General features: G+C 44.4%; 21 protein-coding genes. 5 read left to right on the top strand and 16 right to left on the bottom strand.

The genetic code is table 11. The features are described 5' to 3' along the window. Nucleotides 1–12 precede the first annotated feature (12 nt). The 11 genes from HC660_RS06935 to HC660_RS06885 all read right to left on the bottom strand — a co-directional run bounded on the left by HC660_RS06935 (nucleotide 13) and on the right by HC660_RS06885 (nucleotide 7,693). A complete protein-coding gene (locus HC660_RS06935; RefSeq protein WP_168747502.1) occupies nucleotides 13–843 on the bottom strand; it encodes an XkdF-like putative serine protease domain-containing protein in 831 nt (276 codons plus the stop codon). Between the two features lie 19 nt (nucleotides 844–862). Beyond that, on the bottom strand, nucleotides 863–2,353 hold the full coding sequence (locus tag HC660_RS06930; protein ID WP_010333897.1) for a phage portal protein: 1,491 nt from the start codon (nucleotides 2,351–2,353) through the stop codon (nucleotides 863–865). Further along, entirely contained in the window at nucleotides 2,354–3,655 is a 1,302-nt protein-coding gene (locus tag HC660_RS06925) for a PBSX family phage terminase large subunit (RefSeq protein WP_168747501.1), read from the bottom strand. Then, nucleotides 3,652–4,443, bottom strand: a complete 792-nt coding sequence (locus HC660_RS06920; protein ID WP_168747500.1) for a terminase small subunit — start codon at nucleotides 4,441–4,443, stop codon at nucleotides 3,652–3,654. Before HC660_RS06920 ends, HC660_RS06925 begins: the two co-directional genes overlap by 4 nt. 116 nt (nucleotides 4,444–4,559) lie before the next feature. Continuing rightward, complete coding sequence (locus HC660_RS06915) at nucleotides 4,560–5,069, bottom strand: sigma-70 family RNA polymerase sigma factor (protein WP_168747499.1); 510 nt, start codon at nucleotides 5,067–5,069, stop codon at nucleotides 4,560–4,562. 117 nt (nucleotides 5,070–5,186) lie between these two features. Beyond that, complete coding sequence (locus HC660_RS06910; protein ID WP_168747498.1) at nucleotides 5,187–5,393, bottom strand: XtrA/YqaO family protein; 207 nt, start codon at nucleotides 5,391–5,393, stop codon at nucleotides 5,187–5,189. Further along, nucleotides 5,380–5,730: an XkdD/Y8K6 family phage-associated protein gene (locus tag HC660_RS06905; protein ID WP_410034137.1), complete on the bottom strand. Its 351-nt coding sequence runs from the start codon at nucleotides 5,728–5,730 to the stop codon at nucleotides 5,380–5,382. Before HC660_RS06905 ends, HC660_RS06910 begins: the two co-directional genes overlap by 14 nt. Nucleotides 5,731–5,823: 93 nt before the next feature. Continuing rightward, entirely contained in the window at nucleotides 5,824–5,991 is a 168-nt protein-coding gene (locus HC660_RS06900; protein WP_168747496.1) for a hypothetical protein, read from the bottom strand. Then, complete coding sequence (locus HC660_RS06895; protein WP_168747495.1) at nucleotides 5,991–6,791, bottom strand: ATP-binding protein; 801 nt, start codon at nucleotides 6,789–6,791, stop codon at nucleotides 5,991–5,993. Before HC660_RS06895 ends, HC660_RS06900 begins: the two co-directional genes overlap by 1 nt. Further along, complete coding sequence (locus HC660_RS06890) at nucleotides 6,691–7,527, bottom strand: DeoR family transcriptional regulator (protein ID WP_168747494.1); 837 nt, start codon at nucleotides 7,525–7,527, stop codon at nucleotides 6,691–6,693. The genes HC660_RS06895 and HC660_RS06890 overlap by 101 nt, the downstream gene beginning before the upstream one ends. After that, a complete protein-coding gene (locus tag HC660_RS06885) occupies nucleotides 7,514–7,693 on the bottom strand; it encodes a YjzJ family protein (RefSeq protein WP_168747493.1) in 180 nt (59 codons plus the stop codon). The genes HC660_RS06890 and HC660_RS06885 overlap by 14 nt, the downstream gene beginning before the upstream one ends. Nucleotides 7,694–7,871: 178 nt before the next feature. Between HC660_RS06885 and xre the strand changes: the two genes are divergently transcribed. Together xre and HC660_RS06875 are read left to right on the top strand one after the other, a co-directional pair. Continuing rightward, the gene (gene xre, locus HC660_RS06880) at nucleotides 7,872–8,213 is read left to right on the top strand and encodes an HTH-type transcriptional regulator Xre (RefSeq protein ID WP_168747492.1); all 342 of its coding nucleotides are present in this window, start codon (nucleotides 7,872–7,874) and stop codon (nucleotides 8,211–8,213) included. Nucleotides 8,214–8,376: 163 nt separating this feature from the next. Next, nucleotides 8,377–8,973 (top strand): ImmA/IrrE family metallo-endopeptidase, encoded by a 597-nt coding sequence (locus HC660_RS06875; protein ID WP_010333884.1) that lies wholly within the window; start codon nucleotides 8,377–8,379, stop codon nucleotides 8,971–8,973. Nucleotides 8,974–9,017: 44 nt separating this feature from the next. On the opposite strand, the gene HC660_RS06870 is transcribed toward HC660_RS06875, so the two are convergent. Next, a complete protein-coding gene (locus HC660_RS06870) occupies nucleotides 9,018–9,854 on the bottom strand; it encodes a manganese catalase (RefSeq protein WP_010333883.1) in 837 nt (278 codons plus the stop codon). Between the two features lie 67 nt (nucleotides 9,855–9,921). After that, complete coding sequence (locus HC660_RS06865; protein WP_168747491.1) at nucleotides 9,922–10,533, bottom strand: poly-gamma-glutamate hydrolase family protein; 612 nt, start codon at nucleotides 10,531–10,533, stop codon at nucleotides 9,922–9,924. Between the two features lie 507 nt (nucleotides 10,534–11,040). Here HC660_RS06865 and HC660_RS06860 point away from each other — a divergent pair. Beyond that, nucleotides 11,041–11,268 (top strand): hypothetical protein, encoded by a 228-nt coding sequence (locus HC660_RS06860; RefSeq protein WP_026014694.1) that lies wholly within the window; start codon nucleotides 11,041–11,043, stop codon nucleotides 11,266–11,268. Nucleotides 11,269–11,530: 262 nt separating this feature from the next. Here HC660_RS06860 and HC660_RS06855 read toward each other — a convergent pair whose 3' ends face one another. The 3 genes from HC660_RS06855 to rapA all read right to left on the bottom strand — a co-directional run bounded on the left by HC660_RS06855 (nucleotide 11,531) and on the right by rapA (nucleotide 14,012). Further along, nucleotides 11,531–12,475, bottom strand: a complete 945-nt coding sequence (locus HC660_RS06855) for an N-acetylmuramoyl-L-alanine amidase (protein ID WP_010333881.1) — start codon at nucleotides 12,473–12,475, stop codon at nucleotides 11,531–11,533. Between the two features lie 276 nt (nucleotides 12,476–12,751). Then, a complete protein-coding gene (phrA, locus tag HC660_RS06850) occupies nucleotides 12,752–12,886 on the bottom strand; it encodes a phosphatase RapA inhibitor PhrA (protein ID WP_010333880.1) in 135 nt (44 codons plus the stop codon). Beyond that, nucleotides 12,876–14,012: a response regulator aspartate phosphatase RapA gene (rapA, locus tag HC660_RS06845; RefSeq protein WP_168747490.1), complete on the bottom strand. Its 1,137-nt coding sequence runs from the start codon at nucleotides 14,010–14,012 to the stop codon at nucleotides 12,876–12,878. The genes phrA and rapA overlap by 11 nt, the downstream gene beginning before the upstream one ends. Before the next feature lie 202 nt (nucleotides 14,013–14,214). On the opposite strand from rapA, the gene HC660_RS06840 reads away from it, so the two are divergent. Both HC660_RS06840 and HC660_RS06835 read left to right on the top strand, forming a co-directional pair. Further along, nucleotides 14,215–14,679: a DinB family protein gene (locus HC660_RS06840; RefSeq protein WP_010333879.1), complete on the top strand. Its 465-nt coding sequence runs from the start codon at nucleotides 14,215–14,217 to the stop codon at nucleotides 14,677–14,679. A 341-nt stretch (nucleotides 14,680–15,020) separates the two neighbouring features. Next, entirely contained in the window at nucleotides 15,021–15,785 is a 765-nt protein-coding gene (locus HC660_RS06835) for a sulfite exporter TauE/SafE family protein (protein WP_044156273.1), read from the top strand.

The following is a 15,785-nucleotide window of genomic DNA, read 5'->3' as shown; positions in this document are numbered from 1 at the left end:
TCTTTGACTGGTTTACAGCAGTCCGCTCCAGATTGTTTTTTTGACTTGCTCTGTATTGCCGGCCGCATCGTCCGCCGTCTGTTTAGAGGCTCCCCGAGCTTTTTCCAGGGCTTCAATGCGTTCGATCAGCGGGGCAATCATGTCCTCAACGAGCTTCTTCAGGCGCTCGTCATCTCCCGTCGTCTGCTCCGGTTTTTCCTCTGTTTCTGTGTTTTTTTCAATGGTCTCCAGCCGTTTGAGTAACGGATACAGCGCATGCTCGATTGATTCCCTCATGTCTTCTTTCCTCATGTCTTCAGTCTCCTTTCCTGTTTTGTCGGCCAGCAGCTGCTTGAACACGCTTAAGAATCCGGCTTTTTCAACCGGTTCTTCTTCATGTACATCCGCAGTGCCCGCCATGCTGTAGCCGGTGATGATGCCGGCTTTGATCTGTTCCCACACCTCATCTGACGCTCTTGTCACAAGCACCCACGAGCCCTTTGTAATCCGTTTTGTTCCGATAATAAAATCATCGGGCGCAACATAGGATTCAACGACCACGCCTGTGCCGCCTTCAAAGCTGTGATTGATATCAATCTCCCGCGCGTCTGCAAGAAAGCCATGCGCCGCTTTTTCAATTTCTTCTGCGGTCATATAGTCGCCGTGGGCATCTGGAACATCAGGCTCATACACAATTCCGTATACAAGCTTTTGTTCATCCTGCTGGCTTTTCGTAAACAGCCGAACCTTTTTTTCAAATGACGGAGGTTCGGCTGACTTCGCAAAGAAAAATTCTGTCTGGTTTGCCGCCTTGTCCACATAGCTGACAAAGCTGATTTTGGCATTTTTCAATTCCCGCGCCACCTGCTTGATTCACCTCCCTTCAGGACGTTTTGATATCTTCGATGCTGTCCTTCAGCTCCTGCATAAGTGCTGTCAGATTCGTCTTTTCAGCATCCTGTCCGGCAGGGCGTTTGTAAACGTCCTCCGGCCACTCCTCAAGCGTTTTGCCGAGCACCCGTCCGGCAAGGTCTCGTAAATCATTTGGCGAAACGGCTCCAGCCGTAATAAAAGGACCGAGCACTTTCGCAATCTCTAGCGGATCACGAAAGTCCGGTCCTTTTAATGTCAGCCTCACATCATGAAGATTCAGCTCCGGCAAAAGCAGTGTGTTCAATTTGTTGACAAGCGTTTTCCGCTCTGGCTGAAACACCTGTTCCTCCGTAATTTTTCTCGCTGTATCAGCCGTAGCCCGGTTGTATTCCTGAGCTTCTCCCGTATAAAGCGGGGGCAGACGGAAAGCAGAGCGCAGCTTATTTCTGCTTTTTTCATCATATTCAAGAAACAAGGCGTCGTTTTGCAGGATTTCCGCAAGAGATTTGATCTCCACAGAAACCGGCGTGATATCTTCACCGCCGTGTAGATCCTTCTCCTTCGCGATGCCTTCCGCCTCAATCAAAAGAAATTTATGGGCGTTTTCCACACCTTCAAGGTCATTCATGTACGCCTGCAGCTCCCGGTAAGACGCTTCAGACAGCATCCCGTTTTCCACTGTAATCGCAGCGGGTACGTGACGCCCCTGCTTAAAGTACATAAAATTGAGCTCTTCCGCTTTCCGGGCGCCGTATAAATTGACGATATTGCCTACCCAGCGGGGCACGCCGTATACGCCGCTTCCGATTTTAAGATGGATCACTTCATTTGCTTGGTGCTTTTCAGCCAGTGTGCTGACATATTCGCCCGTGCGCATGTCCATCTTTCGAGGATCGCCGTATTCTTTGAAAAATACTTTTTTTCCATTGATCATCTGCACAAATTTCCGAAACCGTTTCTGCCTTTTAATTCTCTTCACTTTTCCATTTTCTTCATACATAAAAGATACTTCGACAGGCTCGCCGGCCCCGCATACGCGCATATATTTCACATCCAAATATTCAATGCCGGCCGGTTTTCCCATTCCGTCGCGAAGCACTTCCATAAAGCCGTTTCCGGTTTTTTCCCTGTCTTCAATGGCATAGCCTAAAATCATTTCAGCAGATTCATCAAAGTGAAGGCATTTGTAAAAGGCTTCAAGTCTGGCCCAGTCTTTTTCCGCTTTCTTCTTTTTCTCCTGGTCGACCTCCGTGGCATTGACATCAAACGTGTACTCCACATCAAAACCAAAACCAGTAATATTCACTCTGTACGCATCAATGCATTGCTGAAGAATGGTTGAGTATTCAGCAATTGTTTTGAGCTCGGTGATATTGTAGGGCGGAGCGATGATATCCTCTCCGTACAAATCAGAAAAGTCGTCTTCATAAATTTGCTTTGTCTGAGGAGCAGATGCATTGGCTTTTAAAACGGTTGCTCTGACTGTTTGATTGTGCGGCATTTATGACCTTCTCCTTTCTCGGTTCGGACGGATTCGTTTTTGCGCTGTCTCCTTCACATCTGCGACCTCATAATCATCAAGCGCATACCAAATGGCAGAAAGCGTATGCGGATCGATCGTGAATTCATCCTCAATCAGCGCACCGTTTTTATCTTTGGCATACGTCAGTGTCTTGAGCTCATAGATGACATTTTCACAGCGGTCCGAACAGAAAATTTTTTTGAAGCGTTTGACCTTTTTGGTATATTGAAGCCTGGAGCCGGGAAACTTTCTGGCTCCGACCATCCGAAAACCCTGCTGGCGGAAATATTGAATGCTTTTCGGCTCAGCGGAGTCGGCTTTGATCATTTCCTGTGTTTCAAGCAATTCCCGCAGCTCCTCAGCCGTCCTGTCATCTGTCATTTTGTTTTTATAATACTCCCAATAAATGTAGAGATATTTCTTATCGGGATCGACGGCGAGACGGACAACAGCATTGTAGGATTCTTCAAAACCAAAATCCATGCCCGTGCGAAGGATTGGCTGGCTGATGGCCGCAATATGCTCTTCGATAAGGTCGTGCGGGAGCACCTCAAACTGCGGCAGCACCCTGATTCCATTAACGCCGAACCTGCCTTTTCGGGCAATTCGGTAAAGGTCTGGATCATACTCCCTCAGTCCGTCAAGCTGCCTGATATAGCTTTCCGGAAGAAAGAGGTTGTCGTTTGCCGTGGAATGATGATAATACGTATCTCCCCTGACAAGTGTCCGCTTTTCGTAAAGCTCGCTGTCATCCAGCACAAACCGCTGATTGCGTTCATCCCGAAAAAAATGCCGGTATGTCCAATTGGAGGTGCCGACGGGATTGGTGGTGCAAATCATGTGCAGCTTCAGCTCAGGGTGGCGCAGACGGCCGATTAATTCCTTAAAGCCTTCATACTTCACCTCAGAGCACTCTTCAATCCATATTAATGAAATGTTGTGAACAGATTTCAGCTTCGCCGGGTTGTCCATTCCTTTGAACATGATCCGGCTGCCGTTTTGAAACCGCAGCTGAAGCGGGGAAGAAAGTGCTGCGGCTGCCTTCGTGAGACCAAGCTCTTCAATCACCTCTTCAAATAAAGCGAAGGTCGAATCCCGGTGGGTATCGAACACCTCGCGGACGACGAGCGCCGTCCGCTTTTCCTTCAGCAGCTTTAATACGATTTTCAATGCGGTATGATAGCTTTTAGATGAGCCGTAGCCGCCGACGAGAAACTGGTACGTCTGCTCCCAATTGAACACGTAATCTTCAAAATGAGGATTGATTTCTTTTACGATCATGCCTTGTCCTCTTTTCGTTTGATCATGATTTCAATTGGCTCGCGGCCGTCATCAGTTTTATCCGCTTTTTGTTTCGCGAGCTTTAACTTCTCATTTTCTATTTTTTGCTTAAATTGATCCGGAAACAAATCAAAGTATAATGACAGCTTTTCAAGTGCTTTCATCTTATCGGCAAGCTTAATGGCGATGCCTTCCTTGCCGAGCTTTGCCTCCGTGACAATGGTGCCGTCAACAAGACCGGAGTCTTTGACATCGACAAAGCTGACTTCCTTCATGATCGGGTTATCATCTTCATCAAACAGCGGTCCTGCCTTCCCGACGGCCTGCACCTCTTTTTTGCCAAAGGTCACATAATCCGTGATATCGGCGAACGCGATTTTGACATATACCTGCAAAACGTCCATCGCTTCAATAAACACTTCATTCACCATTTCTTTTTTTATCCGCCTGATTTCAGCGGCAACCTTTTCATTCTTTAACAGTCGGCAGCCCGTCACATGGGCGCTGTCCGGAGAATAGCCCGCCTTGATCGCTGATTGTGTCGCATTGAAGCTTTTTACGTAGTACAGGCAGAACAGCCGCTGCCGTTCATTTAATTCATCGTTTTCTATGCGGCGCTGCTTATGTCCGTTTTCAGAAAACAAGGTTTCTTTCCACCTGTCCTGTTTTTTCCAAATGCTGATTGTTTTCGCCGAAACGCCGATTGTGTCTGCAATGGCCCGGTTTGTGATATTTCCCTGATGGTGCTGATAGATTGCTAATGCTTGTTCTCTTTGTTGTGTTTTCATGCTACGGCATCACCGCCACCTCCAGCATAGATTTCTATTCATAAAAGCGGCCGGTAATGCCGGCCGCTTATGTGTCATGCTCTTTTCACTTATAGGTGGCAAACGTATGACAAGCTTCAGGCAAGTGATCGGTTCATTTCCTCCTGCTGTCTTTGCATCTTTAATAGAGCCCGTTTGATTGTCGTCTGCACAGTTGATTTTTTGACGCCAAGAAGATCAGCAATGCGTTCATAAGAAAAGCATTCTACCTTATGCAGCAAAAACATTTCTTTCTCCCTGTCCGTTAAAAGGGATAAAGCTTCACGGATTCTGTCCCTGTCTTCCTCAGATACCTGTCCGTCCGGCTCAAACATCATATTGCCAGAAAATGATTCTATGATTCTTGGATCTTTGATCATCAGCCGCTGATACGCATCACGCCGGTCAATCGCCCGTCTGATGCCGGGCTGTCTTCCTTTTTCAAGCCATTCTGTTACATATTCGAGGTCTGTGATGATGTTTCTGATAATCTTTTTATCCTTCATGTCTTCAGCTGAGAGCACTGATTCATCTGCTTCAGCGAGCGGTTTATAAAGTGTTCTTGTTTGTTTTAATGTGCGTTTATATTCAAATAATAAGTCTTGCATTCTATGATTCCTCCTCATTTATGCAATAAAAAAAGCGGACACCAATCAACGCACAAATGCTGTGCATGTTGATCAGTGTCCGCAGGCTTTCCGTCTTGGACGTATTCTTTTTTCGCTTTAGTTTAATTTGTAGCCGATTTCAAATTCTACTCGGGCAAGGTCTCCCTTTCTCGTTTCAACAAGCGTTTTCCCGTGCTCTGGAGCTTCTGTGATCCAGGCTTCATTCTTTATGCCGTCGACTATAATAACGCGGATTTTTCCATCCTCAAGCTGGCTGTCGAGCGTGATGGAATCAATATTTACAAGTTTTTTAGGGTTGATCATATGTCTTTTCCTTCCTTTCGGGTTCAGCGCTTTTGTTAGCTTTTTCTAATACCTTTATGATGTGCTCCTTGGAATGGGCGGAGTTCCCGTTCAGAAAATCCAGCGCCGCTTTAGCCGCTTCCTTCAGCTCAGGTGCGGCTGCCATCAAGTTGGCATTGCTTATTTGCGAAAAAGAGCTGAGGTCAAATACAGCGGCGATCAGCCGGCCATTTGAATAAGGGAATCTCTCTTTTTCTTCTTCACTGTAAGCAGAATAGATATAAATTGGCTTCGTATCTCCGCATGCGACAGCACGCCACGGCGCAGGACTCATTTCAAATTGTTTTGTTTCTTGCATCTGCTTCACTTCCCGTCATCCTTGTACCATTGTTCGATGTTTTTTTCTGTTCGCTTCGCCCGAAACAGCAAAGCGAACAGAGCAGCCAGCTGTTTAATCACGGGCATTCAGCCCCGCTTTTCCGGCTGTCAGCATTTGTTCCAGCCTTTGAATAACCGGCGTTAAATCATTGCCGGACCGGCAGTTCGGACATGGATGAAAAACCGCTCCGATCCCGGTATGTTCAACAATTACTTTCTTTGCATGACAGAGCTTGCACATTATCTGATGCCCTCCAATCTATGATTCAGGTCATACGCTGTTCCTTTGATAATCACTAAATAATCACTGCACATTTCATAGATTCTCGTGCCGATCGCTTCATCAACCCGGACAAGCGTTTCAATCGTAAGCTCGCTTGAAAGCAGAATCGGTTTATGATTTAAGTAGCGGTAGTTCAAAACGGAATACATTTGTTCCAGCTGCCAATCAGTGGCGCGTGGTTTGCCGTTTACCGGTTTAAAGAGATCATCAATGAACAGCACGTCTGCCTGCTTTATTCGGTTCAGCTTAGCTTCCAAAAGGTCAAAATCATTTTTTAAATCAGTAAAGCCTTCGACGAACGGAAAATAAATGACCGGCACATGGCGCTTTCTCATCAAGTCATTAGCCGCAGCAGTAAGAAGGTGTGTTTTCCCAGAACCGGGCTGACCCAAAAGGGCGATGCTGTTTTTCCGGCTGTCCTTGATGTGTTCATAATCCGCCACAAACTCTTTGGCGCATTCAAACGCGTCCTTGACGGCCTGTGGCTTCCCTTGGGTGCGGAATTCATGAAAGCCAAGCTGTCTGAAGGCAGGGGTAATTTCACTGGCGCCCAGCAGCCGTTTCACTTTTCGTTCTGCCATACAGCTGCACATTGTCCATACTTCCAGACCGTCTTGCCGGCTGAGATATCCCCCCTGATCCTTGCATCTCTGGCAATCATACCGGCTTGCGTCTGATTCGGCCGGTTTGTCCGCCAGTAATGGACGTCTCCCTTTTCTCAGCTCGTCTAAAATCTGCTCGATTGTATGTTTTGTCATTACTTTCATTCCTCTCATGTTGTATTGCAACGGTCTTTTTGGCTTGCTGCGCGAAAAATCGGTCTTCGATGAATTTCGAACAGTAGCGAAAGGCCTTTATCGTTTCAGAAGCAGCTGTTCGCCGGTTTTCAAAAGCTTGAAAACATTCCTCAAGCCATTTGATTGTTTGCGTAACAGGAACGCCGATGGCGACAATACGGGCGATGGCTTGATAATCTCTGGAGGAAGGATACACGGTGCGTCCTTCTTGAGCCGACCGTAATTGTGTAAACCGCTTCGCTATGTGATCCACTGCATCATCAGCAGCAGTATATGTTTTTGTTTTATCTATATTAGAGCGGTCTTCTTTGTCCAGTGCCAGCGGCGAAAATGACCGCTCTTTATCGCTGCGTTGTTCCGTTTTGTCCGATCTGAAGCTGAATTTTTTGGAATGCTTTACAGAGATCATGAGTCCGTATGGCGCGCGGGCAGCCTTTATGTATCCATGGCTTTCAAGAAGCTCCAGCCATCTTCTGACTGTTTTTTCACTAACACCGAATAAGGCTGCCATCTCTTTCGCTTTTAACGGCTTATGGCCGAGCACAATTCCCCAGTTCACGCCGTCCTTTTCAATTTCTTTTGTCGTTGAGCTGATAAACCAGAGAAACAGCCACAGAGCCGATCCTATTTTGTCATAATGTTCTGAATTCAACAGCCCTGAATACATCGGAAAAGGATAGCTTTTATCGTTTTTCATTGCGTTTCACCTCTTCTTTTAACAGCAAGTACGCTTGAAATTGTTCTCGATTTTCAAAATGGAATACCGGAAGGCCGCATGCCGTAAAAGAAATGGAGCCGCCGGATTGTCCGAGATGACGCTGATCTATCGGATTTTCACTAAAAACGATTTGAATCGGATGCATGTGATCACTCTCCCGATTTGTTTTTGATACAATTCGTATCAACTGTTACCAAGTATAAACGATACATTATGTATCATCAAGTTATTTTTGATACTTTTTTTATCATAACTTTATTTTGATACAGATTGTATCTATAATCGTAAGTAACTTAGGGAGTTAAAAAAAGAGAGGTCATAGTATGATAGGCAGCAGATTGAAGAGTCTCAGAGGGAAAAGGACACAGGAAGAAATCGCATCTCACATCGGTGTATCGCGCGCACGCTATTCTCATTATGAAAATGGGCGAAGCGAACCTGATTACGACACACTGCAAAAGCTGGCTGATTACTTCCAAGTGACAACGGATTACTTATTAACAGGAAAAGAAAAAAAATCTGAGGATGATATGTTTTCTGATCCGGACTTGCAGCTCGCATACCGGGATATGCAGGATTTTTCCCCGGAAAGCAAGCAGCAGGCCATTGAATTTATCAACTATTTAAAAGAAAAAGAAAAGAACCGGAAACCGAAAAACAAATAAATATTTTTTCTGTTCTCTAAAACATATAAAAAATAGACCGATATAAAGAAAAAAGTGTTTATTTTTTAAAGAAAAGGGAAAGATTTCAACACACTTTTTTAGTCCTAAACGGGCTTTTCTTTCTCGCTACAAACAGAACATATGTTCGAAAGGGAGTATTCAATTGGGCGATTACTTATCACATCTGGAGGAATACGTAAAAAATTTATACAGTCGGCTGGGCATTACCTCTCCCCATCACATTGACATGCTGAAAATCGCAAACGACCTTGATATATGGGTTCATTTCGAGGAGATGGGAAGCATGATGGTAAAATACGACGGCATGTACAGTATCATATTGAACCAAAAAAAGTCCCAAGAAGAGCAATGGGAGGATTTTGGCCATGAACTGTGCCACGTATTAAAGCATGCAGGCAATCATTTTCAGATGAACAAGCTCTTCAGGGAGCTGCAGGAATTCCAGGCGAACCAATTTATGTACCACTTCTGTGTGCCAACCTTTATGCTGTTGCAGATGGAACTGCCGCAATGGAGAAGTCAGGCTCTTGCAACCATTGCGACGGTATTCCGGGTGACAAAGGACTTTGCTGAGAAAAGACTTGAAATGTTTGAACGGCGTAAAGCAGGTATTCAATTTCAGAAGAGGCTTGCTTATTTATTATCACATAAGCGGCCAAATGCGTACGAGGAAGGCGATCAGCAGCACTTGCAGGTCGCTGAAGAAAAAGCGTTGTATCAAATCGGCAAATACAGCTAATCAAAAACGGGCTGGGGACATTTGCCCTCAGCCCGGCATAGATATTAATATTTCGACATCGGAGGCATGGTATTCTGCAGCCACATTGGCGCCGGTTTAAGATGAGGCGCAGATGCGAACGCAATCGGAGCCGGGATATACCTGAATTCGCCCCGGCCATCAAAGGCTTCGCCATGAGCCCACCTTCCCTGTGAGCTTTCATCCCCTCTGGAAAAGTTAAACAGATCATAGGATACTTCCTGCTTTTCTAGCTCACGCGGAAATGTCGTGGGAACGACAATATCCCGTTCTCTTTCTTCCAGCTCTTTAATCGCTGCATACCACATATTTTGATGATAAGTATCCCTTGCAATCAAAAATGACAGCATATCTCTTACCCCGGGATCATCAGTCATGGCATAGAGCCGCGTCACCTGAAGGCGCCCCTGGGCTTCCGCATTTAAGTTTGCGCGGAAATCCGCCAGCAGATTTCCGCTTGAGATAATGTATTTTGCATTCCACGGATAACCCTCACTATCTGATGCCATCGCACCTAAGCCGGACACAATAGCGTGCTGAGGGTTCATCCCTGACATCACGGCTGCAATAGCGGGGTTGCTTTTATAAGCATTTTCCTGTACATCAGCGGGAGCACCATCCAGAAGCCTGGAAATCATTGTAGCCAACATTTCCACATGTCCGATCTCTTCCGTCCCCACATCACATAGCAAATCTTTATACTTGGCATCTGCCCTGCAGTTAAAACCCTGAAACAAATATTGCATCATGACGCTAATTTCACCAAATTGGCCGCCCAGCACCTCTTGAAGCTTTTTCGCATAAACAGGATCCGGACGGGAAGGCTTTGCCTGATATTGAAGCTCTTTAATATGATAAAACATGAGTTCATTCCTCCCTACGCATTCACACATTCACAGCGTATGAAGAAATAGGCAGTTATTGCAGGTCCTACTTGCTTTTTCCATAAAAACCAAGCTTAACAGCATTCACATATTGAGAAAAAAGCTTGGTTTCTATGTACCGTCCTTTACGGCAGCCAAAATTGTGAAATAACGCGCTCCGCTGCGCCGTACTCAGTTCCAGCTGCAGTCCCATCTCCCTTTTTGTCCTATTGACGATGTTTTGCGGATGGACACCTGCCAGCCGGTCTTTTTCATTGACCAGTTCCGCACTGAACCCCGCCTCATTCAGCAACTCGCAAATGGCTGCTGCTTTTCTTCGATCCGCGCCTCCGACCAATGTATGCGGCTTTTTCAGATCACGGTAGCCGTGAAAGGCCAGTGCGAATCGGTGGGCGTTTACTTTTTCTAAGGCAAGCGGTTCATCAAAACGAGTGCTTGTCAGGTGAAGCGAACGGTTATTGCGCTGCTTCAATCCTTCAAAAATATAAATGGAACATTGATCAGCAAATGCCCGCACCAGTTCGCTGACGCCCGGCTCAATTCTTCCGCCGTGAGGACCAAGAACAATATGCTCGCTCCCGCTGTTCTCTTCATATATAATCCGGTACTCCGATTCAGACGCAGAAAGGGATAAAAAACTGTCATACATATCTTTCATGCTAAGCGCTCTCCTTTATCAGTCAGCACCAGTTTACGCTACTCATCTATGAATGAAAACCTTTTTATCGTATTTACATTTCAGGAGATAGATAAAGGGTTTATTGGTAGATTGACTCTACAGCTGAGGCGAAAGAAAAGTTAGCTCTTCTTTTACTAGAGAGGAAAAAATGCGGCGTTTACATTGGAGTGTGATTCTGACACACGTCTTATACGGTCGATCAACAGGTGGATTACTCGGCAATAAACAATCGTACACAAGCATATCAAGGTACAAGGCGGAAAACATGTTTACTCAAACGAGGCTAAACTATTATTACGTTTATTCAGCAGGATTTCTATTTTATGTCTTCAGGCTTGCCAAATCTTTCAACAAGCTGGCACGCTATCTATTATTATCAGTTTGTTTTTTAAAACAGCCTTTTTTTGTCGACGAATACATATGACCATACCATCTCTTTTTGAATTCATATAATAAAACTGATCAAACATTAAAGGAGGAGTAAGCATGGGTTATTATAAAAAATATAAAGAAGAGTATTACACTTACAAAAAGAAATATTACAAGAAGTATTATGACCATGATAAAAAGTATTATGATGATCATGAGAAAGATTACGATTGCGACAAAAAGTGCTATGACCATGATAAAAAATATTATGACCATGGCAAAAAGTGTTATGATCATGACAAGCATGACTATGATTACAAAGTAGAATATAAAAAATATCACTAAACCTTTAACTTTCTATTTATTTTCCCCGGTAATCACCGGGTCTTTTTTTTTCTATGTTAATGCTCAAAGATTGTTGCTTCTCTAGATTTCCTTGGCAGCTTTAAGCCTAGGAAATTGTCTATAACACTTAAATCTTTTGTGGCGTGGCGCTCCCCTGCTGTGCCAAATCAGTCTAAAAGTATATCTAATATTCAAGAGGTTCTCACTGCGTTTATGTAATATGTAAAAGGAAGCTCCATTCAGGTGAAGCTTCCTTTTTTCATTATAGTTTTTGTTCCATTTTGGCTTTCGTTTTCGGCCCGTAAATGCCGTCTGCCGTTAATCCGCTGACAGATTGAAAGCGCTTGACAGCATTTGCTGTTTTTGGCCCATATACACCGTCCACCCCATGATTCTTCGCCCCTTTATCAGGATAAAAATATAGAGCTGCCAGTGCAGTTTGCACCTGCTTTACTTTTGTGCCTTTTGTCAGCGGGCTCGTTACTTTGATAACCCCGGATGGCAGCGGGTATGAGGATGGGGCATGGCTTTTAGAAGAAGCGGTCCCGGAAAGCTTGATCTCTTGTCCGACTTTAATGAGATTTGGATCAGTAATGTGATTGAAGCTTTGCAGTGTTTTCACACTCACACCATGTGATGCTGCAATGCCGGACAGCGTATCTCCTTTTTTTACATAATACACTTGCGCAGAAGATGAAGCTTTTTTCGCTGATACGCCACCGTTTAATTCCTTTTCAATTGCCGCCTTGACTTGCTCCCAGCGCCCCTCTGATAAAATGCGGTGCGGACAGTATTTACCGTTCCAGTCTTGGTGCTTTTTGACACGGTCAATTCCCCAGCCCCGCTCCTTCAAAAGCTGTGCCACAAAAGAGATCGCCAATGCCTCGGCTGCCTCGTACTTTGGGCCTCCCGATTTACTGTAGCAAATTTCTACGCCGATCGACTTGCGATTGCCTGTACCGTTTGTGCCGTCACCAGTATGCCAAGCGTTACGGTTAAGCGGCAGTCCTTGAATCACCTCTTTATCGTCAACCGCGAAATGAAAGCTTGTCGAGCTGGTGTTCCCGATCATGTAGCTGATTTCATTGGCAGCGGACGCGTCGTTGGCCGTGTTGTGAATGGTAATGTATTCAGCGGACATCGCATTCGGGCATTTCAGCGCGTACTTCGCCTCAGAAACCAAATTTTTCTTCACTTGAATGCTCACCTATCATCTCTCCTTTTTCTTTTTTCATTAATAGGTGGCATTCGTAGGACGTAAATATTGTGTCTTCCGTCACCTTCGCGCTTAATAATTTAGGCCCATTCAGCGACGCTACAGGCGGAGTTTTCGTCATCAAAGCGTGCTCACTGAAGAGGCGCCCGAAATATCGGACAAGCTGATCAATTGCTGTCCAGCGGGTCCTCTAAAGCTGGCCATTAAGGAATGGAAGCTAAAATAAAAAAGACCCTTCCGCAACCGGAGGGGTTTTTTTCGTTATCATCATGTTTGATTGCGTGCCGCAATATGAAATGTTTTTCCCTCTGTATCCGCTGTTTCTCCTGCATGGACCATCTCCTGAGTAAAGCTGAACACGACCGCAACGATTAACAAACCTGACATCCATTTAGATTTCATATAAACAATCTCCTCTCTGGATTTGTTTTTGTGCGTGCACCATTTTCTCATAAAAGGAAAGTGCTTTTTCAGGCTGTCCGTTTTCTATATAGAATTGGGCAGCATCATGCGCCAGCTCTTCAATGTAAGGATACAGCATATGTTCTTCGAGAAATTGAAAGGTGTGTGAGACTGATTCTGTGTCAATGTTTTTTCCGTATAACGCATGTAAAAATTGAAAAAGCTCCACGAATAATTCATCGCTATACTGACGGGCGATTTCCAATCCTTCACGATATTGCTTTTGCGCCTCGGCATCATTTTTTTGTTTATACAGAACTTGTGTTAATGAGTAGATAGAATGCGGAAGATTATCGAACTTTTCCGACTTGCAAATAGAAACAGATTTCTCAAAGTATACGGCTGCCTTTTGCAGTTCACCCATTTTCTCGTAACAGTTTCCGAGATTGTAAAGGGCCGAACTGATCAGGCGGGGATTGCCTTCTTTCTTTGCAAGATCTAAAGCCAGTTCTAAATGGGGCAATGCTCTTTCTGGATACTGCATATCATCATAATTACCTGCAATAACGAATTCACATTGGATTCTGCGGACAGTGTACGTTTCATACATCTGATACGTTTCTAACGCCTGAACGGCATAGCTCATAGAGACATACGTCTGCTTTAAATTGTAAAAGATCTCAGCCATTTTAAAAGCAAATTCAGCTTTTTCAATGTCGTCTGACACAAGGGCAAGGTTCTTTTCTGCCCTCTTATAGTACATCATGGCACTGACAAACATTTTCTGCTTAAATTCATACATCCCGCGAAAAAAGTTAAAGTAGTACTCGAGCAGTCCTGTCAGCTTGTACTGATTCCCTTCGATGTCTTCTAATAATTCTGAAAACTCTAGCTGTGAGGTGTCCTCTCCAAAAGGCTTAATGTAATCCAGCATAACACGGTGCCTAAATTCCATTAGAGAATAATACAGCAGTAAATCTTGATCTTCTTCCATATCCTCGATTTCTCTTTCTACTTCGAGCTTGACCCGTTCTGCTTCAGCTACGTGAAACTGCCGGATATGGGTATACCATTCATTAATTTTAAGCCCGACATAAGAGGACGGAATAGTCTGCTTCATCCTCAATTAATCCCCCCTTTTATATACCCGAGATATGTCATATTTTATCATATTTACAAGAAAAAGAAGAACGCAAAAAGACCGCAATTGTCGAATTTCGGCTAACCGCAAGAATATACAATCAATTCTTAGCATATTGCTTGTTAATTTATGCCCATTGATATAGGATTTCATTGCACCATTTATTTTGAATATGGAGGAGATTCTATTGACCCAATCCACTCAAATTGTGAGTCACTTTTTGTCACATCGCAATGTGACGATTGAGCTGACAGAAAAAATCAGCAAAGACCATTACAGCTACAAACCGACGGAAACATCAATGTCAGCAGAAGAGCTGGTCAAGCACATCCTGACGTCTTTCTATCTGTTCGCAAATGTCATTAAAGAAGGCAATGCCTCACCTTTTCAAAACCAGCAGGAAGAAACGGAAACGGATCTCAATGTTTTGGCTAAAACGTATACAGAAAAAACGGCTGCCATCCTTGAACAGCTGACTGAGGAACACCTTAACAGAGAAATTGATTTGACAGCTGCTTTCGGAAGAAAAGTCACTGGCAGCGCATTGCTTCAGCTTGCGCTGGAGCATGAAATTCACCATAAAGGCAACCTGTTTGTTTATGTAAGAGAAATGGGTCATACAGAGCTGCCGTTTTATCAGCAGCGTATGTAACCTAAAAAAAGATACCTGACCTAAAGGTATCTTTTTTTATTGCCTTCGTTTCCTACCGCATCCAATACACACCTCGATTCCTAGTGACAGCCGGTATTGGCACATAGCTGGCTGAATGGTTGACCTGATTCAACCAAATACCGACCCGAATGACCTGTTTTAACCGGTCAAACTTACTCCCATCTCGTCCTGACACTCATTATGGGGCAAATGAATAAAGATATTGAGCATACAAAAATCAAAGAAGTATCCGTACAAATATTCAAAAAATTTAATTGATTAAAGCGACCTAATCATATATAATCTGATAAAAATAGTCGGGTTTTCAGGAGGTCTTTATCATGAGTGTTAGCATCATTTTGATGGGTTTGTTAGTCGGTGTCTTAGTCGGATTGACAGGTGTAGGCGGAGCTGCGCTTTTAACTCCTCTTTTAATAGTGCTTGGAATCAATCCTTCCATAGCGGTCGGCACGGACCTTGTCTATAACTCAATCACCAAGCTGTTTGGCGTTGCGTCCCATTGGCGGCAGAAAACAATCAATTTTAAATTGGTAAAATACTTAGCCATCGGCAGTATTCCGAGTGCTTCTATAGCCATTGGCATACTTCATTTGTTTCCCGCCTTCCACCAGCATCAGGAAGAGATTATTAAACACGCTCTTGGTTATGTTCTGACCCTAGTTGCCATTTCGATCATCGTCCGCCTGTTTCTGGACAAAAAACTTCGCCCGAACCGCTGGCAGCTGATGCCGCTAGAAGATAAGCGAATGCTTACGATTCTAATCGGTGTCGTGTTTGGATTTATCGTCGGCTTAACATCGATCGGTTCCGGCTCGTTGTTTGCGATTGCTATGCTGTACTTATTTAAAATGAAAACATCCGACATTGTCGGAACCGATATTGCGCATGCTTTTCTGCTCGTTACTGCGGCAGGTATTTTAAACGCAAGCTTCGGGAGCGTTGATTATTTGTTAGCGGCCAATTTGCTTATCGGTTCCATTCCGGGGGTGCTGGTTGGCAGTCATCTCTCACCTAGATTTTCACCCCGTCCGCTGCAATTTATTATGGCATCCATTATCTTAATCAGCGGATTAAAGCTGATTTAA

This window comes from Bacillus mojavensis (genome assembly GCF_012648005.1).
In the GTDB taxonomy this organism is placed as follows: domain Bacteria; phylum Bacillota; class Bacilli; order Bacillales; family Bacillaceae; genus Bacillus; species Bacillus mojavensis.
Note: the sequence above shows the minus strand (reverse complement) of the source record. Positions and strands in the feature narration are given on the sequence as shown.